Origin of the sequence: Bacillus sp. A260 (genome assembly GCF_009861435.1) — a bacterium.
In the GTDB taxonomy this organism is placed as follows: Bacteria; Bacillota; Bacilli; order Bacillales; family Bacillaceae_G; genus Bacillus_A; species Bacillus_A cereus.
On the sequence record NZ_CP046398.1, the window covers coordinates 1,669,169 to 1,691,037 of the forward strand.

The window sequence follows — 21,869 nt, forward strand, 5'->3', positions numbered from 1 at the left end:
AATTAGGACTTATTCTTCATTAAATACAAATGTTTGTTTCATTTTTTTACCTTCATTTACCGGATGGCCGTTATAAGAGAAATTCTTTTCTTCCCAAGTGATCACAACTTTAAAATTATGACTATTAAAGTCTAATGGGAATACCATGTAGTCAAAGCTTGTATGACTTTTAGAAATATTTTCATTAGGTGTAGTAGGTTTAAAGGTAGCCTTAGAGGTAGGATTGTTATCAAGTATTTCCACGGATACGTTTGATACATCATGACCGATGTTTTTTACGAGTAAACTATACGTATCAAATACACCTTGTTTCGGCTGGATTGCTTGCTTGTTTGAGTTATGAGATTTATCAATTTCGACATACCATTGTTTAGACTTTGATGCAATCGGTAGTGACTGAAATGTGTAAGCACTAGCTTGCATTGGTAGTGCTAAACATATAAGCGTAAAGAGAGTTAATATTTTTCGTTTCATTTTTTGAGAGCTCCCATTCTTTAATGGATTTACTTGTTATTATCTTCTTTTTACGAGTGAATATACCATATAATGTAAAGTGGTTATTGTGAGTAGTGAATTAATATCTTATTCACTACTCTTATAGCTGGCATAATTACGTATGTAGTAAGAAAGAATAAATTTATTTTTTCTATACTTAGATTGCCGCCCTTTTTAAAAGGGCTATTTTTACGTTTTAATAAAAAGAATATCCTAAGAGTTCCGTATAAATTATTTATTTTAATGTAGTTAAATGTGCTTATATATGTGAAATTAGAGAAGGAAGCTGTGTAGAGATGTTTCTACACAGCTTTTTAGGATATGAAAAAATTTCCAAAAATATGTTAAAATAACATTGTCATACAACAAGGGGGATTTGTTTTATGGAAAATGGACATCTTGCTAAAGTAGACTTAACGAAAAAAATTGAATCAAAATCTAAGTACAACAAGAAACTCGAAAAATATCAAAGGCGCTTATTAGCATTACAACAAATTTTGAAAGAAGAAAAAATCGCGGTTATGCTTGTTATGGAAGGATGGGATGCGGCTGGTAAAGGTGGGGCAATTAAGCGGGTGACGGAACATCTTGACCCACGTGGGTTCCAAGTAAATCCAATTGGAGCACCTGCACCTCATGAAAAACGTTACCATTATTTGCAACGTTTCTGGCGCAAAATTCCACAGTACGGGCAAATCACCATTTTTGATCGCTCATGGTACGGTCGTGTGTTAGTTGAGCGTGTTGAAGGATTTGCTACAAAGGAAGAGTGGATGAGAGCATATGATGAGATTAATGATTTTGAAAAACTACTAACAGATGACCATTACATAATAGGGAAGTTCTTCTACCATATAAGTAAAGAGGAACAGTTAAAGAGATTTAAAGATAGAGAGAAAAATCCTTTGAAAAGATGGAAAATTACAGACGAAGATTGGCGTAATCGTGAAAAATGGGATGAATATGTTGAAGCGATGGAAGACATGTTTGAAAAAACAAGTAAGCCAAATGCGAAGTGGCATATTATTGAAAGTAACGATAAATTGTATGCCCGTGTGAAAACGTTAAAAATCATTATTTCATTCATTGAGGATTATTTCTTAGAACATGGTATAGAATTGCCTTCTTATTATTATGAAATGAAAGAGGATATTGAAGTTTTGCAAGATGTAGGTGTTAAAGAGTAAAAAAGAAAATGGTCCTGTGAATTGGTGAAACCAAATTATGGGGCTTTTTTATTTAGAAACATTTTACAAGTAACAGAATAAGGTATATAATCAATAATCATATTAACATTGTTAATATGATTATTGATTATATACTATGTGGGGGTTTTACTTTGAAGGGAAGAGATGTTGTTTTAGGTTTATTAATGGAAAAGGAATTGTCTGGTTACGATATTAAAATTGTGTTTGAAGACGTATTTACTCATTTTTTTGATGGAAGTTTTGGAATGATTTATCCAACGTTACGACAATTGGAGAATGAAGGGAAAATAAAAAAAGAGGTTGTCATGCAAGAGGGAAAACCGAATAAGAAAATGTACTTTATTACAGATGAGGGGCGTGAAGAATTTTATCAATACATGCAGACACCTGTAGAGAAGGATGTTTTACGTTCGGATTTTTTAATGAGAATGTATTTTGGTAACTATAGTGATGATGTAACAATAAAAAAATGGATTAAAGATGAAATTGAAAGAAAAGAAGCGTACATTGCAGATCTTCGATTGAAATATGAAAAGTGGAGAGTAGGTATTACTTTCGTCGAAGAAATTTCACTAGATGTAGGTATTGCATCGTATAGTGCACAAGTGGAGACTTTGAAGAAAAAATTAGAAGAGTTAGAGGCGAAAGAAAACAATAAAACAGAAGAATGAAAAACGCGTTCACAATAAATAAAGGGGTATATAAAGATGGAGCAATCAAAGGGTATTAAGATTGTCTTTTTAATGTGTCTAGGTATCTTTCTTTGTATGATTGATACGACAATCATGAATATAGCTTTACCGGCAATACAATCGAGTGTAAATACTTCGTTAGAAAAGATGTCTTGGGTATTAAATGTTTATACAATGACGATTGCAGTACTTGCCATTCCGTTAGGGCGGATAGCTGATATCTTTGGAAAAGCAAAGATGTATATTCTTGGTCTGGTGATTTTTGGTGGTGGATCGGTACTTTGCGCTTTTGCTAATACAGGTGATTTTCTTATTTTTTCTCGTTTTATACAAAGTATTGGGGCAGCGATTTTATTTCCAACAAGTATGGTAATTGGTGTATCAGCTATGCCATTAGCTAAAAGGCATGTTGCGCTTGCGATTTTAGGAGTAACACAAGGATTGTCAGCTGCTATGGGACCAGTAATAGGTGGAATTATTACGCAAAATTTAGGATGGAGATGGGTGTTCTTCGTTAATGTTCCGGTTTGTATAATAGGAATCGTGTTATGTTGCATCATGCTACAAATAAAAAATGAAGAACGTATTATCTCAAAAATAGATTGGATAGGACTACTATTAAGTAGCACAGCAATTTTTTCATTTACTCTCATATTAGTAAAAGGTAATACATGGGGATGGCAAAGTGATATTGCTTTGTCTTGTTATGCAATTAGCACTATTTCTCTTATTCTATTTGTTTTAGTAGAACGAAAGATTCATAATCCAATGGTGAATTTAAAGTTATTTCAAGATCGAATGTTTGTCGGAGCGTCTATCGTTGTTATATTAAGTAATTTATTTTTAATTGGAGTTACTGTATTGCTTCCAACGTTCTTGACGAAACTACAAGGTCGAACGGAAATTGAAGCGGCTTTTTTAGTGACACCTATTTCAGCAATGATATTTTTTGTCTCACCAGTTGCAGCAACTTTAATTAAAAAACTCGGAAAAGTAACTATTATTTTGTCAGGATTTCTTATTATGGGGCTTTCCTACTATTGGTTGCAAATGATTGATGTTCATTCAACAAATATAGAAATTATTATTCCATGTATGATATTAGGTGTTGGATATGGTTTAGTAGTGGGGCCAATTACAGTTTTAAGTGCGTCTTCGTTTGAAGGAGAATTGTTAACTGCTTCTCAAAGTGTTGTATCAATGTTACGACAAGTCGGAATTGTATTGGCAGTCGCAATATTTGTCTCTAACTTAACTCACAATTTAACTGTAAATAAAGAAAAAGTATATCGTTATGCAGAAGAAAAGGTGAGTACTATTCATGTGAATAGTACTGAGCAAACTGAAATTTTACAAATGACTAAAGAAAAAATAGAGAATCAAAGTTTAGAGTCGAATATAAATAAGAAACAAAATGCAATGACAATGGGATTAAGTAAAGAGAAAAAGGAAGAATTGATTCGCGACAAGACGGATGAAATATTAAGAAAAGTTCCAGTAGAATATAGAGATGTAAAAAGAGAAGAAGTTATGAGGCAAGTGACAAAAGAAGTTGAAAAACAAGAGGAAAGTATAAAGAAAGAAGTACTCACATTTTCAAATGATGTGAATCATTATGCCAAGAATCAGATGGCTATGAGTTTTACAGATTTATATAAAGCAAGTGTGCCAATTATTTTAATTTGTGCTTTCGTAAGTTTGTTGTTTTGGGAAGGGAAAGCTTTGAGTAAAAAGAGAAAGGGAAGGATAGTAGAAGAAGCGTAAAGGAAAACAGGCTATAGCAGCCTGTTTTTTTCATTGTTTTCTCCTTACATATTGTGAATAGTAGTATTTTTAATATAGCATGGGATAAGTCGAGTATGATCAGAAAGTTTTTTAGAATGAAAGGGATGAATGGAAAATGCCATTGAATATGTAACGTTATACATAGTACATTAACAAGAGGGATTAATTTTAAAAGGAGGATGGGGAATTGCTAGATAAGGCAGGGGCTTTAATAGATAATCATGTGTACACAGAAGAAGAGCAACAAAAACTATACAAACGAACGTTAATAATCGTCAGCATTTCACAAATGTTTGGCGGTGCAGGACTAGCTGCTGGTATTACAGTGGGCGCACTTCTTGCGCAGCAAATGCTTGGAACAGATGCGTTTGCAGGATTACCAACTGCTATGTTTACATTAGGATCGGCATTAGCAGCTTTCATAGTAGGGAAGCTTTCGCAACGATATGGACGCCGGATAGGTCTTGCAACAGGGTTTATAGTAGGTGGATTTGGAGCAATTGGTGTTGTAATGGCAGCTTTAACAAATAGTATTATTCTTTTACTTATTTCTTTACTTATATATGGTGCTGGTACAGCCACGAATCTACAAGCTCGTTATGCAGGTACAGATTTAGCAGATAAGAAGCAGAGAGCAACGGCTGTTAGTATTACGATGGTAATGACGACTTTCGGTGCAGTTGCAGGACCAAATTTAGTAGGGGTAATGGGAAGTTTTGCTCATTCAATTGGAGTTCCTAAATTTGCAGGTCCGTTCATACTATCGGCAGCAGCATTTATACTGGCGGGTCTAGTTCTTTTTGTTATGCTTCGTCCAGATCCTTTGATTATTGCTAACATAATAGAAAGATATAAACAGGAACATACATATAAAGGACAACCAATAATAGAAGAAGCGAAAGAAAATAAACGAGGTATTACAGTTGGAGCAATCGTAATGATACTTACGCAAATCGTGATGGTTGCGATTATGACGATGACGCCAGTTCATATGGGACACCACGGTCACGGTTTAAGTGCAGTAGGACTTGTGATAGGTTTTCATGTAGGTGCAATGTATCTTCCATCTCTCGTTACAGGAATGTTAATTGATAAAATTGGCCGAACTACAATGAGCATAGCTGGTGGAGTGATTTTACTTGCAGCGGGTGTCATAGCTGCGATAGCGCCAAGTGATTCTTTATTATTATTAATCGTTGCTCTGTCTTTACTTGGGCTAGGATGGAACCTCGGATTGATAAGTGGTACAGCACAAATCGTTGATTCCACAACACCGTCTACACGTGCTAAAACACAAGGAAAAATAGATGTTTTTATTGCGCTAGCTGGAGCTTCTGGTGGAGCAATGTCAGGTATGGTAGTAGCGAATTCAAGTTATGCGGCATTGTCATTGGCTGGAGGCGTGTTAGCGTTATTACTTATTCCTGTTGTGATATGGTCTCGAAAAGGGGCAAGAAATTAAATGAAAAAGAGGTTCTAGTTACTGACTAGAACCTCTTTTTATACACTTAAATTAAATTCCACTCTACAATAAGCCCTAAATGCGTAAGTCCGCCACCAAATCCGTATAGTAAAAGTGTGTCTCCGTTATTTAATTTCCCTTCTTTTATAGCTAAATTTAAAGCGAGTGGAATGGTGACTGAAGAGGTATTCCCCATATATTCCACGCTCGTTAATGTTTTTTGTATTGGAATTTGAGATTTTTCGCAAATAGATTCGATCATTCGTAAGTTAGCGCTGTGGGGTATGAACCAGTCTATATCATCTACTTGCATATTTACGGTATGTAATAAATTTTTTATGCCTTTTGGTACTGTGCGTGTTGCCCATTTATATACTTCTCTTCCATTTTGAACGATTTTTTCATTTGTTTGCAGTGGTGTGCCATTCATAGTAGTAGATAAGTTTGTTCTATATAGATGAATGCCGCCATCACCGTTTGTTCCCATGTGAGCAGCGATAAAGCTTGGGGTGTTTTCATCTCTTTCTAATAAAATAGCTCCAGCACCATCACCGAATAAAATACAGGTCGTTCTATCGGTATAATCAGTAACTTTAGATAATGTCTCTGTCGCTACGACAAGTACTTTTTCATGTGATCCAGAAGTGATTAAGCTATTACCGACGTGTAGTCCATATGTAAAACCAGCACAAGTTGCATTTAAATCAAAAGCTAGTGTATGAGGTATGTTGAAGTATTGTTGTATTTGGCAAGCAACACTAGGGAAAACGTAATCAGCAGTAGTAGTAGCGACAATGATACAGTCGACATCTTCTAAGTTTTTCTTATATGTTGTACATAAATTTTCAATTGCTTTAATGGCTAAGTTTGAGGAGTATTCTTCGTCGCTAGCGATTCTTCTTTCCTTCATTCCTGTTCTTTGTACAATCCATTCATCATTCGTATGGACCATCTTTTCTAAATCGTTATTAGACAATATTTGATCTGGAACATAAGTACCAATTGCAGTAATACGAGATTTAGAATGCATAGGAACATCTCCTAACTTTTATTTTTATAACCTGATACTAATATTAGGTTATAAAAATGTCAATAAAGATTTTTGTTGTATTAAAACGATAATACTTAACTTACTATGAAGGAATTTGGCGAGTGCTGTAAAAATAATATACGAGAAGTTTCTAAATTTGATAATTGCTTTTGTTATTTTTATTGTGAGAAAAACTCGCAAAAAATGACGATTAAAGTAAAAATATAAAGATTTTCTTTCGTGTGATATAGGTTGTTAAACCTTGTGAAAGCGAATTACTTATGCTACACTTTATGTAACTTAAAATGAACGGAGGGGCTTCCTTTGATCTTAATCAGATTACGTCTCAATACTTTGTGCCAATAATTGAATAGCGCTCAAAGGCTCTGTCTGTGTACAGAGTGAACGGGATTGGTCTGCCTATTTTAAAGGAACCCTTTATTAAGCTTATATGTGAAAAAGAGGGAGGGACGAATACGCCCTCTTTTTGTTTTGCCTTTATAAATAGAATGGGGTTGTATAAGTGAACACTTACTGTGGATACGTATACAATCTTGGGACTTTTTGACTATAAAATAGGATGAAAGCATAGCTTTCTTCTATTTCTTTGGTGAACCCTTATCCGTTTACGAAAACACAGGCAGCGACCTGTGTTTTTTATTTTACGTAATCGAAATGGAGGAATAAATATATGGAAGAAGTATTACAAAGAGCAGTTTTAGTTGGAGTAAATGTAGGTAATGAAGATGATTTTGCATATTCGATGGAAGAGTTAACAAATCTTGCGGAAGCTTGTGATGTAGAGGTAATTGGGCAAGTAACGCAAAATTTACAACGAGTAAATCCATCGCATTATATCGGAAAAGGAAAGATTGAAGAAGTTGCAGCGTATGTACAAGAAATAGATGCCAATATGGTTATCTTTAATGATGAATTATCTCCTTCACAAATTCGAAATTTAGAAGAGGATTTAGATTGTAAGGTAATTGATCGTACCATTTTAATTTTAGATATTTTTGCGCAACGTGCGAAAACGAAAGAAGCACAGCTACAAGTAGAAGTAGCACACCTTCAGTATATGATGCCTCGTTTAATCGGTCTTCGTGAATCGTTAGGGAGACAGAGCGGCGGCGTTGGTACGAAAAATAAAGGTGTCGGTGAAAAGAAGTTAGAGTTAGACCGTCGTAAAATTGAAGAACAAATTTCAGTTTTGAATAAAGATTTAGAAGCGCTCGTTGCCCAGCGTCAAACGCAGCGAAAGCAGCGTAAGAAAAATGAAATACCTGTTGTAGCATTAGTAGGTTATACGAATGCAGGAAAGTCAACGACGATGAATGCAATGCTTGAAATTTATAATGGTACAGAAGAAAAACAAGTATTTGAAAAAGATATGTTATTCGCGACGTTAGAAACATCTGTACGAAATATTGATTTGCCAGATAATAAATCATTTTTATTAACAGATACAGTTGGATTTGTAAGTAAATTACCACATCATCTTGTGAAGGCGTTCCGTTCAACGTTAGAAGAAGTAGCGGAAGCAGACCTACTTATTCACGTTGTAGATTACGCAAATCCAAATTATGAACAATTAATTGATATTACAAATGAAACGTTAAAGAAAATTGGAGTAGAAAATATTCCAACGATCTATGCTTATAATAAATCAGATATGGTAGATGTTGAAATTCCGAAAGTGCAAGAAAATCGCGTTTATTTATCAGCGAAGAAACATGTTGGAATTGAAGAACTTGTAGAAATGATTCGCTCACACATCTATAAAGAATATACGAAGTGTGAAATGTTAATTCCATATGATCAAGGACAGGTAGTTTCGTATTTCAATAATCATGCACACGTTTTATCTACGAGTTACGAAAACGAAGGTACCAAATTACAAATAGAATGTAAAACGAGTGATTACGAGAAGTATAAGCATTTTGCAATTTAATGTAAGAGGCAACCCAGTATGTGATTGGGTTGTCTTTTTTTTTGTACTGTTTTACCGCTGAAAGTTACAAGGATGCAAGCCAATGACGGGAGTTAAGTTATATTTCTGGAAAAAGAAATGAAAGCAGTATAGAATAGAAATGTTTCAAAAGTCAGAATTTATTACACCTACTGTAATAAATATATATTTTGTACAGAAAGGGGAGATTCACATATGCAGGCAGTTTCACACAAAAAAACTGTAGAAACACCGACAATATATCGAATTTTATTTGCGATTAGCTTTGGGCATTTTTTAAATGATTCGATGCAAGCAGTTGTGCCGGCGTTGTTTCCTATTTTGGAAAAAACGATGAATTTATCCTATATGCAAGTAGGGTGGATTGCGTTTGCGTTAAATATGACGTCATCGATTATGCAACCGGTGTTTGGTATGTATTCAGATAAGAAGCCGTCACCATTTTTATTACCACTCGGCATGTTTTCAAGTATGCTTGGAATGATTGGACTCGCGTTTGCACCAAACTTTATTATTGTTATTATTTCTGTTTTATTTATTGGTTTAGGTTCCGCAGTCTTTCATCCAGAAGGCGCTCGTGTTGCGTATATGGCGGCAGGTGCAAAACGAGGGTTAGCGCAAGCGATTTATCAAGTTGGGGGAAACACGGGGAATTCTTTAGCTCCTATTTTTACAGCGCTAATTTTCGTTCCACTCGGTCAAATTGGTTCATTAGGTTTTACAGCATTTGCAGCAGTAGGAATTGCATTATTAATTTTCGTATCGAATTGGTACAAAAATGAATTAGCAACCGGTGCTGTAAGAAGGAAGAAGAGGGCTGCACTTGAGGCGGAAAATGCAATTGTAAGTACACACATTAAATTCGTTATTATACTTCTTGTTTTTCTTACTTTTGTACGCTCTTGGTACGGTGCTGGTATCGGGAATTTCTATCAATTTTACTTAATAGAGCATTACGGTTTATCTATAAAAAATGCCCAGTATTTCGTATTCGCATTTATGATTGCTGGTGTGTTAGGCACTTTCTTCGGAGGACCGTTAGCAGATCGATTTGGTAAGAAAAATATCATCGTATTTTCAATGTTAGGTTCAGCGCCACTTGCACTGTTATTACCACATGTCTCACTTGTGTGGGTCGTACCGTTATTTTTATGTATCGGTTTTATTAGTTCAAGTAGTTTTAGTGTAATTGTTGTATATGCACAAGAGCTTGTGCCTGGAAAAGTGGGAATGGTGTCAGGATTAATCGTAGGTCTTGCATTTGGACTTGGAGCATTAGGTGCTGTAGTTCTTGGGAAATTAGCAGATATATATAGCCTGCAATTTATTATGCTATTATGTAGTTGTCTACCATTAATTGGACTCACTTCATGGTTACTGCCAAGTGATAAGAAAACGATAGAATAGGGGATGCGCTATGAAATTGTGTGAAAACGTTACGGAATTAATAGGAGATACACCTGTCGTCCGATTATCTAAATTTATTCCGGAAGACGCAGCAGATGTGTATGTGAAACTAGAAATGTTTAATCCATCGCGCAGTGTGAAAGACCGTGCTGCTTATAATTTACTTCACGTTGCAGAAGAAAATGGTCTCATCAAACCAGGAGATACAATTATTGAACCGACAAGCGGGAATACAGGGATTGGTTTAGCGATGAATGCAGCAGCTAAAGGGTATAAAGCGATTTTAATTATGCCAGATAATATGTCAAAAGAGCGTATTAATTTATTGAAAGCATACGGAGCAGAAGTAGTTTTAACACCAGCAGAACAAAGAATGCCAGGAGCAATTGCGAAGGCGTTAGAACTGCAAAAACAAATACCGAATAGTTTTATCCCGCAACAATTTGAAAATCCAGCTAATCCGAATATTCACCGTTATACGACTGCACTTGAAATTTACGAACAAATGGATGGAGAGCTTGATGCTTTTGTTGCAACAGCAGGAACAGGCGGAACGATTACAGGGACTGGTGAAACGTTAAAAGAGAAATTGCCAAACTTATATATTGCAGTAGTGGAACCGAAAGGATCTCCCGTTTTATCCGGTGGTGTACCAGGTCCTCATAAACTAGTAGGAACAAGCCCAGGATTTATTCCGAAAAACTTAAATACAGAAGTGTATAACGAAATTATTCAAATTGCAGATGAAGAGGCTTTAACGACAATGAGAAACTTAGCTAGACAAGAAGGATTATTAGTTGGGCCATCTTCTGGAGCATCTGTTTACGCTGCAATCATGATAGCGAAACGCCTAGGCGTTGGTAAAAAAGTTTTATGTATTGCGCCTGATACAGGTGAACGTTATTTAAGCATGGGGTTATTTGAATAAAAAGGATAGAAACACCTTAATAGTGAGTAGCTGCTATTAAGGTGTTTGTTTTATGGAATGAAGAGGGGGAGAAGAACAATGAAACTATTAAAACCAATCCATGAATATAGTGAGCATATTACGGCGTATAGACAAGCGTTTTTACACTCAGGGGAACAACCACATGGAAGTAGTTCTTTACAAAACTTTGATTCTCTTGATGAATGGTTTGAAAAAGTGAGTAAACAAGAACTAGGAGAAAATTTACTAGCTAATCGAGTGCCATCTAGTCAGTTTTTAAGTTTTGAAAAAGGGGAACTTATAGGTTTTGTGAATATTAGACATAGATTAAATCCAGAATTATTACGGGAAAGCGGTCATATTGGATATAGTGTCCATCCGAATAAACGTCGCCACGGTTACGCTACGAAACAACTACAACTTGCATTAGCTGAAGCGCAAAAATTAGGATTGCAGAAAGTATTAATAACTTGCGATAAATCCAATATCGGTTCTGCTAAAACGATTCAAAAGGTTGGAGGTGTGTTAGAAAATGAAGTAGTTTCTTCTCGTACTGGTGAAGTTATTCAGCGCTATTGGATACAAATATGATTAAGTAGGAATTTGAAAAGGTAATGCAAGCTGTAATATCGAAATAGATAAATGAAATATAGGGGATTACTGCAATTTTAGGGGGAAATGAAATGGGATTAAAAGAGAAAGCGATAGAGATGTCAGAGATTTATAGGAAAAATCCGAAAGTAGAAGCTATTATTTTAGCGGGTTCAGTAGCTAGAAAGCTTGAAGATGAACATTCAGATATAGAATTACATATTTTATGGTCAACACCGCCAGAAGATGAGGATCGTAGGGCCCCTATTCATCATATTGATGGGACAATATTATCGTATCATCCGTATGAGGAAGAAGAATGGTCGGAAACGTATTTAACGAAAGAGGGAATTAAATTAGAGGTTAGTAACTTTTTAACAGAGACAGTAGAGAAAGTGATTTCGGATGTGGTGGATCAATATGATATAAGTTATGAAAAACAATGTATTGTATCATCCATTCATGATGGTGTTAGTTTGTATGGAGAAGGGAAAGTGAATGAATTAAAAGAAAAAGTAGCGGCATATTCAGATGAACTAGCAAAACGGATGATTTCAGAAAATCTATGGTTAAGTAATCGTTGGCACAATCGAAAGGCGCTTTTAAAACGGAAAGATTGGCTTATGCTTTATGACGTTATTTGCGAAGTACAAAGGAACATATTCGGTGTTTTATTTGGTTTGAATAAAATGTACGTACATCATCCAGCGTTTAAATGGATGCCTAATAATGTGGAACGAATGACTATTAAACCTGAAAAATTATATGAACGTATGGCGGACACATTAATAGGGAATCCAGAAAAAAGTGTGCAGGAGTTAGAGTTGCTAATAGAAGAAGTGTTGCAACAAGTTCATACATACGCGCCAGGAGTAAATGTGGATGAGCAAGAAAAATCTATTTTTTATTTTGTGAAATAGAAAATAGTAATAAGGGGGAAGTTATGGGGTTTTTTAATAGGTTTTTTAAAAAAGTTGAAAAAGTAAATGAGCAAGAAGCTACTCTTCATGAATTAAGTGAAGAATTGTATGTTGAATCACCGGTAGAGGAAGCGACTAGTTACTGGGTATCAATGGCACAAAATATAATTGTTAATGCTGTAAAAGCGGCTGACAATGATGTGGAACGTGCCTTCGTGTTATTGAATTTGAAGAAAGGTGAGGCTTCATTTGATATTTTTTATCAAATAAATGGGCAATTGTATTTCTGGGATCAGCTAGAAAATGAGACGATAAGAAATAGAATTCAGAACGAGTTGTTACCGCAAGCTCCAGAAGTTTCAAATGCAGTAAATGAGCAATTTCGTGGAGCTGATCACCCTATAATTTCGTTCGCACAATTGCAGTTTGAATGGGAAACGAAAGCCTGGTTCTCACATATAATTTGGGAAGATAGCCTTGCTGCTCAATTGCCCAAAAATCAAATTCTAAATGAATGGTTTCGTGTAATTAAAGAAGAAACGAAAAATAGACCACTGGATAGTGATGCGAAATTTTCTTGGTATCCATCAAACTCTTAAAAAATGAATACAGAGAGACAGGTTATGTTTCTAGATGATTTGTATTATTGAATAAGTATCAATAATACGTAATTCTTTTTCTATTGCCTGTTAGAATTCGTTATGTACTAAGCTACTTGTTTTCTAAACTAAAACTTATATTTCGAATTTTTAAATAGATTGTAATACATAAAAATTCGAAATATAAGTTGACACTATTTTTAATGTGTGATAAAAATGATAGTAATCAATTCGGAAAATAATATTTGGGCAATGAAAGGGTATAGTAGTGAATATCTCCCTATTTCAGAGAGCTGATGGTTGGTGTGAATCAGTATATAGATTATTCATGAAGTTCGTCCTGGAGCATCTTTCATAAATCTCATATTTTGAGGAAATGAAAGACGGTAGTTTATACCGTTATCAAATAAAGTGGTGAAGATTTTTTCACAACTAGGGTGGTACCGCGATATTTATCGTCCCTACGTATTTACGTAGGGACGTTTTTTATTTAGGTCCTAACTTTGGTGTGGCTTCATAACTAGGGTGGTACCGCGATATTTTATCGTCCCTACGTTTTTGCGTAGGGGCGTTTTTATTTAGGTGGTTTCTTAGTGTTCTTCACAACTAGGGTGGTACCGCGATAATTTTGTCGTCCCTACGTATTTACGTAGGGGCGTTTTTTTATTATTAGGGAGGAAGTGAACGTATTAGAAAAGAGTATTGATAGAACAATATAAATACCGAATTGTAACAAAGAAAAAGAGATAGAGAGGAGATTAACAAATGAATTCACAGCAATGGACATCGAAATTAGGTTTCGTATTAGCTGCAGCAGGTTCGGCAATTGGTCTTGGGGCGATTTGGAAATTCCCATATATGGCCGGCATTGGAGGAGGCGGAGCGTTCTTCCTAATTTTCATCGGTTTCACATTATTAATTGGTTTACCGCTATTATTAGCTGAATTTGTTATTGGAAGAAGTACACAAAAAGAGGCTGTCGATGCATATAGAGAGATTGCTCCTAAAACGTTATGGCCTTGGTTAGGTAAATTAGGAATTGTAACATGTTTCATATTACTTTCTTTCTACAGTGTTGTAGGAGGCTGGATTTTATTATATTTATGGAATGCAATTACAGGTAGACTATGGGAAGGAAATGGAGCATACGAAGCTACGTTTGGTGAAATCATTTCTAATCCATATTTAGCAGTTGGATCACAGCTATTATTCATCCTTATTACTATTTTCATCGTAAGTAAAGGTGTACAAAATGGTGTTGAAAAAGTAAATAAATATTTCATGCCAGCACTATTCGTTTTATTCTTTGTATTAATCGTTCGTGCACTTACGTTAGATGGTGCTGGAGAAGGCGTTCGTTTCTTCTTACAACCTGATTTCTCACATGTAACATCAGAAGTTATTTTATACGCAATGGGGCAATCGTTCTTCTCATTATCTGTTGGGGTAGCCGTTATGGTAACGTATAGCTCATACTTACCGAAAGAAGAAAGCTTACCACGTTCAGCATTTTCTATCGTAGCCTTAACTCTTGTTATTACATTACTTGCAGGACTTGCAATTTTCCCAGTTGTGTTCGCATTTGGGATGGAACCATCTCAAGGACCAGGACTATTATTTATCGTATTGCCAGCTATTTTCAGTAAAATGGCATTCGGAAAATTATTCTTCATCGTTTTCTTATTACTATTCTTCTTCGCTACGATTACATCAGCAATTTCGATGTTAGAAATTAGTGTTGCATCGTTAACATCAAAAGGTAAAGGGAAACGTGAAAAAATGGCCTTAATCGTAGGGTTATTAATCTTCGTTGTTGGGGTACCATCAGCATTATCATTCGGTATATTAAGTGATCTGAAGATTTTCGGGAAGACAGTCTTTGATTTAGCGGACTATGCAGTAAGTAACGTATTAATGCCACTTGGTGTATTATTAGTTTCTATCTTTGTTCCTTTAAAAATGAAGAAAGATGTATTAATGAAAGAGCTAGGTGTAAGTAAAAATAAAGGTTATAAACTATTCGTATTATGGTTATTCTTACTTCGTTATATCGCACCAATTGCGATTATTATCGTATTCTTAAATGTACTTGGCATTATATAAAAAGAAAGGTAGCGTATCATACAAAGATACGCTACCTTTTTATTTTGCTCTTTTTTGCAATTCATTTACTGTTACGAACTGATAGCCCTTCTTAGATAAAGAATCTAAAATACCTTCAATCGTTTGTAAATTTTCATTAGACTCATCATACATAGAGTGCAGTAAAATGATAGAACCTGGTTTTACATTTTTATTAACGTATTTAATTTTATCAGCCGCAGATTTATAAAAAGTATCGGGCTCAAGATCCCATGTGATTGTTTCGATATTGTTTTTATTTAAATAATATGGCAGCCCTATTAACTTCTTACCGTTAGGGGGCCTAAAATCAATTTCGTCTGTAAATCCTGTTTGGCGGATTAATGAATTCGTTTTTTCTATTTCATCTTTAATAAAAGAAGGTGTTTTGAAAACCATTCTATTATGAGAATATGTATGGTTTCCAAGTTGGTGCCCAGATTGCGCGATAGCTTCTCCTAACGATAAATTTTGCTCTAATTCATTTCCAATTAAAAAGAAAGTAGCTTTAGCGTTGTATTTATCTAGTAGCGGTAATATTTGTTTTACATTGTTAGTAGGGCCATCATCAAAAGTTAAAGCAATCACTTTTTCATTTGTTTCTACGCGTTGTGTTAAATCTCCAAATAATTGAAAGCTTCTTGCGTTCATCAATTTGTATGTTCCGAATAATGCCGTGATAATAAAGAATAGTGTAACGATTGTAATGATAATTTTTTTCTTCATAATGTAACCTCACAATGATTTTTAATTCAGTTAAAAAGTATTATATCAAACTAAGTAATTTCGTGCTTTAAGAAGGGTGTGGATGCAAGGAGAAGGAATTTATCATATAATAAAATGCAAAAGGTATATTAGGAGGTGTTTATATGGCGATTATAATTCAATTGCCAGACACTGCAACGTCTCATGCAAAGCCAAGTATGGAAATGGCGATACTTTGCGTGAGGTAGACAAGTAATATACAATCGCCTATATGAGCTCGTATCATTTTTTATATTTGGCTTTGCACCTTATTGAAATGGACCATAAAAAATAAGGGGCGAGCAGAAATGAAATACGTAAAAGCTAATGCTGTTTTACCAGAGAGTTTAATTACTGAAATTCAAAAGTATATACAAGGTGAAACAATTTACATTCCGAAACAAGAAACGAAACATTATAAATGGGGTACACGATCTGGCGGAAGAAAACAACTAGATGAAAGAAATAAAGCAATTAAAGAAGCGTTTAAAAGTGGGATTGCTATTCATCAACTTGCAAAAGAATATTTTCTTTCTGGGGAAACGATTAAAAAGATTGTGTATTCTAAATAAGAGGAAAAGAGTCTGATTCATATATTACTTTGAATCAGACTCTTTTTATTTTATGTGTATTGGATATATGAGGTGTGAACGGGCATGATAATAGAAAAAATGTGCCGTTTTTTTATTAAATGGTATACAGAGCACTTGAAAAGTAGAAAGGTGAACATATATGAATCATATTGGACAAATAACGATAGAGCTTTTAGTTGGTTTTTTTGTTCTATTAATTGCTACAAAAATATTAGGGAAAACACAAATATCTCAGCTAACGCCATTTGATTTTATTTCTGCAATCGTCCTAGGTGAGCTCGTTGGAAATTCAATATATGATCCTAAAATTAAAGTATGGTCTATTTTATATTCAGTATTTGTTTGGGTAATTTTAATTTATACTATAGAAGTGATAACACAAAAAGTAAGAGGAACAAGAAGGTTTTTTGAAGGGTATCCTTCAATTATTATTCGTAACGGAAAGATTGATCGTGAACAATTAAGCGTAAATCATTTGGATATAAACCAATTACAACAAATGCTTAGGCAACAAAAAGATATATTTTCAATCCGAGAAGTTGAATATATGATATTGGAACCGAACGGAAACATAAGCGTTCTGAAAAAAAGTAAATACGAATCTCCTACTATAAATGATTTAAGTTTAAAACATAAGCCTGTATACTTACCAATTTCATTAATTAGTGATGGAAAAGTAGTTAAGGATAATTTGAGGGAAGCGGGATTTGATGAAGGATGGCTTTATAAACAAATAAAGCAAAAAGGAATTACTAAATTTGAAGACGTATTATATGCGGAATGGAAAACAGATGATGGCTTCTTTTGTCAGGAAATGCAGCGGTAGAGAATAAGTGATATATGTAATGTTTGTTTCTAAGTTATCTTTTACATATCAAAAAATGTAATCATTGTATACAATAAAACTAGATCAACAATTTGTATGGAGTGATAAAGATGGAAGCGTTTATTAGAAGTGATCAATATAATTTTATAAAATCACAAGCTTATATTTTAGCAAACGGGCATGCAACGGCAAATGATAGAGGTGTAATTCAAGCGTTAAAATCGCTTGCGATTGAAAAGATAATACATGTATTTGAGAATTTAACGGATGAACAGAAAGAGTTAATTGATACGGTATTAACAGTTCAAAATAGAGAAGATGCAGAATCATTTTTAATGAAAATAAATCCGTATGTAATTCCGTTTCAAGAAGTTACAGCACAAACATTAAAAAAATTATTTCCTAAAGCGAAAAAGTTAAAACTTCCTGATATGGAAGAAATGGATATGAAAGAAATATCTTATTTAAGCTGGATTGATAAGGGGTCAAGCAGGAAATTTATTATAGCGAAAAATGATAAAAATAAATTTGTTGGTCTGCAAGGAACGTTCCAAAGTTTAAATAAAAAAAGCATTTGTTCGTTATGTCATGGACATGAAGAAGTAGGAATGTTTTTAGTTGAAATTAAAGGCGATGTACCAGGAACTTTCGTTAAAAAGGGAAACTACATTTGCAAAGATGGTGTAGCTTGCAATCAGAATATGAAGTCACTTGATAAATTACATGATTTTATTGAGCGATTGAAGAAATAACGAGAAAACCTCTAGTATTTAAACTGGAGGTTTTTATTTTTTGAAGAAGTAAAATAAGCTTTCTTTGTAAATGTAGATTTATAATGAAATTTGATAAAAATATCTATTATGATACAGTTGCTTATATGCAAGGAGGTAAAACATGGATTACCTTTTATCGAAAGAAAAAGTGAAGCGATGGCCCAAAGATATGATAGCGGCGGGGCGTTGTCATACAGTTGGCCTGAAATCGGATGGCACGGTAGTAGCGGTGGGCCGGAATAAAGAAGGGGAATGTAATGTAAGTGGCTGGCGAGATATTGAAGCAGTCGCAGTGGGCAATGTTCATATGGCAACGAACACGGGTAATGCTCATACAATCGGTCTTACATGTGACAGTACTGCGGTAGCACTGGGTTGGAATAAGCATGAACAATGTGATGTAAACGATTGGCATAATATTGTAGCGGTTGCGGCAGGGTGGCGTCGTACTATTGGCCTGAAATCGGATGGCACGGTAGTAGCGGTGGGCCGAAATAAAGAAGGAGAATGCAATGTAAGCAGTTGGCAAGGTATTGTGGCAGTCACAGCGGGTGACTGGCATACAGTCGGTCTTAAATTGGACGGCACATTGACGACTGTGGGGAATAATCGATATGGTCAATGCAATGTAAGTAGCTGGCGAGGTATTGTAGCGGTCAAGGCTGGGTATCTTCATACTGTTGGTCTTAAACGAGACGGTACGGTGACAGCAGTGGGGAATGATAAACATAACCAGTGTGATGTAAGTGGCTGGCGAGATATTGTAGCAATAGCGGCTGGTACGAATCATACAATCGGACTTAAATCAAACGGTACCGTGGTCGCAGTGGGTTGGAATGAGTATGGTCAATGTAACGTAAGTGATTGGAGAGATATTGTAGCGATAGCGGCTGGTTGTGCACATACAGTCGGACTAAAATCAGACGGCACGGTGATCGCGGTAGGTAATAATGAATTTGGCCAATGCGATGTAGGTAGCTGGCGCGACATTCGGTTACCTGGCAAATAGTCAATTTACAATAAATCATTAGTAATATTATTCTATTTTAGGAGTAATTATGGAATAGGATATGTAGAAAATAATTAAACTTAAATCTGCTGAATAAGAATCTCTTTTGAAAAGGGATTCTTATTATTTTTCATAAAATGAGGGTGTAAATGGAATTTTTGAACAAATTTTATTTCAAAATTACAGTAGAAGATATAAATTAAAAAGTATAGAGGAGATAAAGGAATGCTTAAAAGGTTTTTACTTTCTTTACCGGATGTTTTACTTATATGTATCGTTCTCTACATAATGTACACAAATTCTTTTAGTTTTGGACAGATGCTAGTAATTTCCATTGCAATCGGAATTATTGGTGGTCTTGCTATTAGAATTTGTAAGGATGTATTCACGTATATAAGATGGACAATTAAACAAAGAAAAAATTGAATATGTTTAATAGTTATTAGGAGGGAATGAAATGACTAAGAAAAAGAATAGAGTGAAAAACGAGATAGTACTTTGGTCACTAACAGCAATTGTTCTGTTAATTGTATGGTACTTTTATCAAAAATAAAAACGCAACGTACTAAAAAAGCACGATGCGTTTTTATTATTTTTTTTGCCAATTTTCTTTTATAAAGTCTTCACGCCCAGATTCTTTTTGCTCAGTAGCATATTTCTCTGGATTCTTTTTATAGAAATGTTGGTGGTATTCCTCTGCTTCGTAAAAAGGTGCAGCAGGACGAATTTCAGTCACGATTGGATCTTTAAACATACCGCTTTCTGCAAGAGCTTGTTTTGATTTTTCAGCAAGCCCTTTTTGTGTTTCGTTATGATAAAAAATAGCGGTACGATAAGATGGACCACGGTCAAAAAATTGTCCGCCATCATCAGTTGGATCGATTTGTGGCCAATATAAGTCTAGTAATTTCTGATAAGGAAAAATAGAAGGATCGAATGTAATTTGAACAACTTCTAAATGTCCAGATGTTCCAGCTTTTACTTGTTCATATGTTGGGTTTTCTACATGACCTCCTGCATAGCCAGAAAGTATTTTATGAATACCAGGAAGTTCATCAAATGGTTTTACCATGCACCAAAAGCAACCGCCTGCGAAGGTTGCGAGTTCGTATGTTTTTTCGGACATTGCTGTAATCCTCCTAAATGTATATGTTTTATATAGTATTATATAAATTGTTTTATTGCGCAATAAAAAAGATTTGAAAATATATGTTTTTTACAAACAAGATCCTCCGCTCACATCAATTAATTGTCCAGTAACCCAGCGGCTGTCTGGAGAAGCAAGGAATGCAGCAGTATCGGCAATGTCTTCTACTTCACCTAAGCGATTGAAAGCGGAAATAGTAGTAGCGTACTGCTTCATCATCGGGTCGCTCAAGAGTTCTGCATTCATATCTGTTTTAATAAATCCTGGAAGTATTGCATTCATCGTTATTCCTCGTGCTCCAAGCTGTTTTGCTAGCGTAAAAGTCATTGTATTAATAGCGCCTTTCGTCATACTATATGCAACAAAATCAGGTAAAGAAATGCGGGTGGCAGCGGATGAAATATTAATAATTCGGCTATTGTCACGTAAACGTGGTAGTGCTAGTTGAATGATAAAGAATGGAGCTTTTGCATTTACTGAAACCATTCTATCAAAAAACTGTTCAGTCGTTTCTTCAATAAAAGCACCAGGACCAATGCCAGCATTGTTTATTAAAATATCAAATTGTGTTTCACCAGTGCGCTTTTGTAATTCAGTATCTAAAGCGTTATAAAGGTTTTCTACACCGTGTAAGGATTCTAGATTTGCGCCGATAGAAAAAGCTTGGCCACCATCTGATCGAATTTCATGAACAGTTTCTTCAGCGTCATTTTTTCGACTACCGTAATGAACAGCAACCAATGCACCGTCATTTGCTAAACGTTTAGCGATCGCTCGTCCAATTCCTCGGCTTGCTCCTGTAACTAACGCTACTTTCCCTTTTAACATAGTTTCCTCATCTCCTCATAAACTTTATAAGTTTTTCTTTATGTAGTAATGCAAACATACTTAAGTAATATATGAGTGTATGTAAGTAATGCATTCCAATTTTGATTTGAGAAAAAATAAATAGAATGAATTTTGATTTTTTTGAAAAAAACATATTGACAACGAAAAGAACAACGTCCTATAATACGTGTAACAAATAAAAGTTAATTAAGAATTTTCTAACTTTATATGTTGTATATGCAAAGAAGAGGAAAGTAGATGATTATGATCGTTTCAGAGAGCTACTCCAAGGCTGTGAGGGTAGTAACAATCGAATCATTGAAGATCACCTCGGAGCATCGCTTGCGAAAGGGAAACTGAGTAGAGGGCGGCGGCATCGTCTCCGGTAAAAGGACGGAGGTCTGATTGGACCTACAAAGCTTATATTTCGTGAGAAGTATAAGGAAGCTGAGTGGTAACGCGAAACTCTCGCCTCAGCAATCAAAGCTACTAAATTGTAGTAGTTGATTGCTGAGGCGAGAGTTTTTATTTTTAAAAATAGAAGAAGAGAATGCGTAGAAGAGGAGAGTAAATGATAAAGATTGTTTCAGAGAGCTGCCCCGAGGCTGTGAGGGTGGTAACAATTCACTCATTGAAAATCACCTTGGAGCACTACTTTTGAAAACTAGTAAAAAGTAGCGGGGTTGTTCCCGATAGAAAAACAAAAGTCTAATTGGACTTGCAGAGCTTATATTTCGTGAGA

At 35.0% G+C, this 21,869-nt stretch carries 21 protein-coding genes and 2 other annotated features (1 of these 23 cut by a window edge); of the genes, 16 read left to right on the forward strand and 5 right to left on the reverse strand.

Annotated elements, in window-relative coordinates; genetic code table 11:
- Positions 1–9: 9 nt before the first annotated feature.
- Positions 10–474 (reverse strand): hypothetical protein, encoded by a 465-nt coding sequence (locus GD442_RS08610; RefSeq protein WP_000823337.1) that lies wholly within the window; start codon positions 472–474, stop codon positions 10–12.
- Positions 475–878: 404 nt separating this feature from the next.
- Here GD442_RS08610 and GD442_RS08615 point away from each other — a divergent pair, with 404 nt between their 5' ends.
- From GD442_RS08615 to GD442_RS08630, 4 genes are all read left to right on the forward strand, one after another.
- A complete protein-coding gene (locus GD442_RS08615; RefSeq protein WP_000427319.1) occupies positions 879–1,682 on the forward strand; it encodes a polyphosphate kinase 2 family protein in 804 nt (267 codons plus the stop codon).
- Between the two features lie 152 nt (positions 1,683–1,834).
- Entirely contained in the window at positions 1,835–2,374 is a 540-nt protein-coding gene (locus tag GD442_RS08620) for a PadR family transcriptional regulator (RefSeq protein WP_000678333.1), read from the forward strand.
- 36 nt (positions 2,375–2,410) lie between these two features.
- Positions 2,411–4,159, forward strand: a complete 1,749-nt coding sequence (locus GD442_RS08625) for an MDR family MFS transporter (RefSeq protein ID WP_159365077.1) — start codon at positions 2,411–2,413, stop codon at positions 4,157–4,159.
- 208 nt (positions 4,160–4,367) lie between these two features.
- A complete protein-coding gene (locus tag GD442_RS08630; protein WP_086692818.1) occupies positions 4,368–5,642 on the forward strand; it encodes an MFS transporter in 1,275 nt (424 codons plus the stop codon).
- A 46-nt stretch (positions 5,643–5,688) separates the two neighbouring features.
- On the opposite strand, the gene GD442_RS08635 is transcribed toward GD442_RS08630, so the two are convergent.
- Positions 5,689–6,672, reverse strand: coding sequence for a ketoacyl-ACP synthase III (locus GD442_RS08635; RefSeq protein WP_000555752.1), 984 nt, complete (start codon positions 6,670–6,672; stop codon positions 5,689–5,691).
- A 691-nt stretch (positions 6,673–7,363) separates the two neighbouring features.
- Here GD442_RS08635 and hflX point away from each other — a divergent pair.
- The 7 genes from hflX to GD442_RS08670 all read left to right on the forward strand — a co-directional run bounded on the left by hflX (position 7,364) and on the right by GD442_RS08670 (position 15,189).
- Complete coding sequence (gene hflX / locus GD442_RS08640; RefSeq protein ID WP_000393287.1) at positions 7,364–8,623, forward strand: GTPase HflX; 1,260 nt, start codon at positions 7,364–7,366, stop codon at positions 8,621–8,623.
- Positions 8,624–8,836: 213 nt separating this feature from the next.
- Positions 8,837–10,048, forward strand: a complete 1,212-nt coding sequence (locus tag GD442_RS08645; protein WP_001149398.1) for an MFS transporter — start codon at positions 8,837–8,839, stop codon at positions 10,046–10,048.
- Between the two features lie 10 nt (positions 10,049–10,058).
- The gene (cysK, locus tag GD442_RS08650; RefSeq protein WP_000762273.1) at positions 10,059–10,976 is read left to right on the forward strand and encodes a cysteine synthase A; all 918 of its coding nucleotides are present in this window, start codon (positions 10,059–10,061) and stop codon (positions 10,974–10,976) included.
- A gap of 78 nt (positions 10,977–11,054) precedes the next feature.
- A complete protein-coding gene (locus GD442_RS08655) occupies positions 11,055–11,567 on the forward strand; it encodes a GNAT family N-acetyltransferase (RefSeq protein WP_000771271.1) in 513 nt (170 codons plus the stop codon).
- Positions 11,568–11,659: 92 nt separating this feature from the next.
- Entirely contained in the window at positions 11,660–12,487 is an 828-nt protein-coding gene (locus tag GD442_RS08660; RefSeq protein ID WP_098213824.1) for a DUF4037 domain-containing protein, read from the forward strand.
- A gap of 23 nt (positions 12,488–12,510) precedes the next feature.
- A complete protein-coding gene (locus GD442_RS08665) occupies positions 12,511–13,086 on the forward strand; it encodes a hypothetical protein (protein WP_000505543.1) in 576 nt (191 codons plus the stop codon).
- Positions 13,087–13,329: 243 nt separating this feature from the next.
- Positions 13,330–13,552 (forward strand) — a binding site (T-box leader).
- Between the two features lie 299 nt (positions 13,553–13,851).
- On the forward strand, positions 13,852–15,189 hold the full coding sequence (locus tag GD442_RS08670) for a sodium-dependent transporter (RefSeq protein WP_001088187.1): 1,338 nt from the start codon (positions 13,852–13,854) through the stop codon (positions 15,187–15,189).
- A 39-nt stretch (positions 15,190–15,228) separates the two neighbouring features.
- On the opposite strand, the gene GD442_RS08675 is transcribed toward GD442_RS08670, so the two are convergent.
- Positions 15,229–15,933: a polysaccharide deacetylase family protein gene (locus GD442_RS08675; RefSeq protein WP_000726858.1), complete on the reverse strand. Its 705-nt coding sequence runs from the start codon at positions 15,931–15,933 to the stop codon at positions 15,229–15,231.
- A gap of 326 nt (positions 15,934–16,259) precedes the next feature.
- Between GD442_RS08675 and GD442_RS08680 the strand changes: the two genes are divergently transcribed.
- The 5 genes from GD442_RS08680 (at position 16,260) to GD442_RS08700 (ending at position 19,578) form a co-directional block, all read left to right on the forward strand.
- Positions 16,260–16,523 (forward strand): CD3324 family protein, encoded by a 264-nt coding sequence (locus GD442_RS08680; protein ID WP_078386366.1) that lies wholly within the window; start codon positions 16,260–16,262, stop codon positions 16,521–16,523.
- Positions 16,524–16,683: 160 nt separating this feature from the next.
- On the forward strand, positions 16,684–17,370 hold the full coding sequence (locus GD442_RS08685; RefSeq protein WP_001015543.1) for a DUF421 domain-containing protein: 687 nt from the start codon (positions 16,684–16,686) through the stop codon (positions 17,368–17,370).
- Between the two features lie 110 nt (positions 17,371–17,480).
- A complete protein-coding gene (locus GD442_RS08690) occupies positions 17,481–18,122 on the forward strand; it encodes a FusB/FusC family EF-G-binding protein (RefSeq protein ID WP_000387072.1) in 642 nt (213 codons plus the stop codon).
- 142 nt (positions 18,123–18,264) lie between these two features.
- The gene (locus GD442_RS08695) at positions 18,265–19,152 is read left to right on the forward strand and encodes an RCC1 domain-containing protein (RefSeq protein ID WP_000385090.1); all 888 of its coding nucleotides are present in this window, start codon (positions 18,265–18,267) and stop codon (positions 19,150–19,152) included.
- Positions 19,153–19,377: 225 nt separating this feature from the next.
- Positions 19,378–19,578 (forward strand): hypothetical protein, encoded by a 201-nt coding sequence (locus GD442_RS08700; protein WP_000919314.1) that lies wholly within the window; start codon positions 19,378–19,380, stop codon positions 19,576–19,578.
- Positions 19,579–19,741: 163 nt separating this feature from the next.
- On the opposite strand, the gene msrA is transcribed toward GD442_RS08700, so the two are convergent.
- Complete coding sequence (gene msrA / locus GD442_RS08705; RefSeq protein WP_078386367.1) at positions 19,742–20,278, reverse strand: peptide-methionine (S)-S-oxide reductase MsrA; 537 nt, start codon at positions 20,276–20,278, stop codon at positions 19,742–19,744.
- Positions 20,279–20,368: 90 nt separating this feature from the next.
- Positions 20,369–21,127 (reverse strand): SDR family oxidoreductase, encoded by a 759-nt coding sequence (locus GD442_RS08710; RefSeq protein WP_078386368.1) that lies wholly within the window; start codon positions 21,125–21,127, stop codon positions 20,369–20,371.
- Positions 21,128–21,673: 546 nt separating this feature from the next.
- Positions 21,674–21,869, forward strand: a binding site (T-box leader) (it continues 44 nt past the right edge of the window).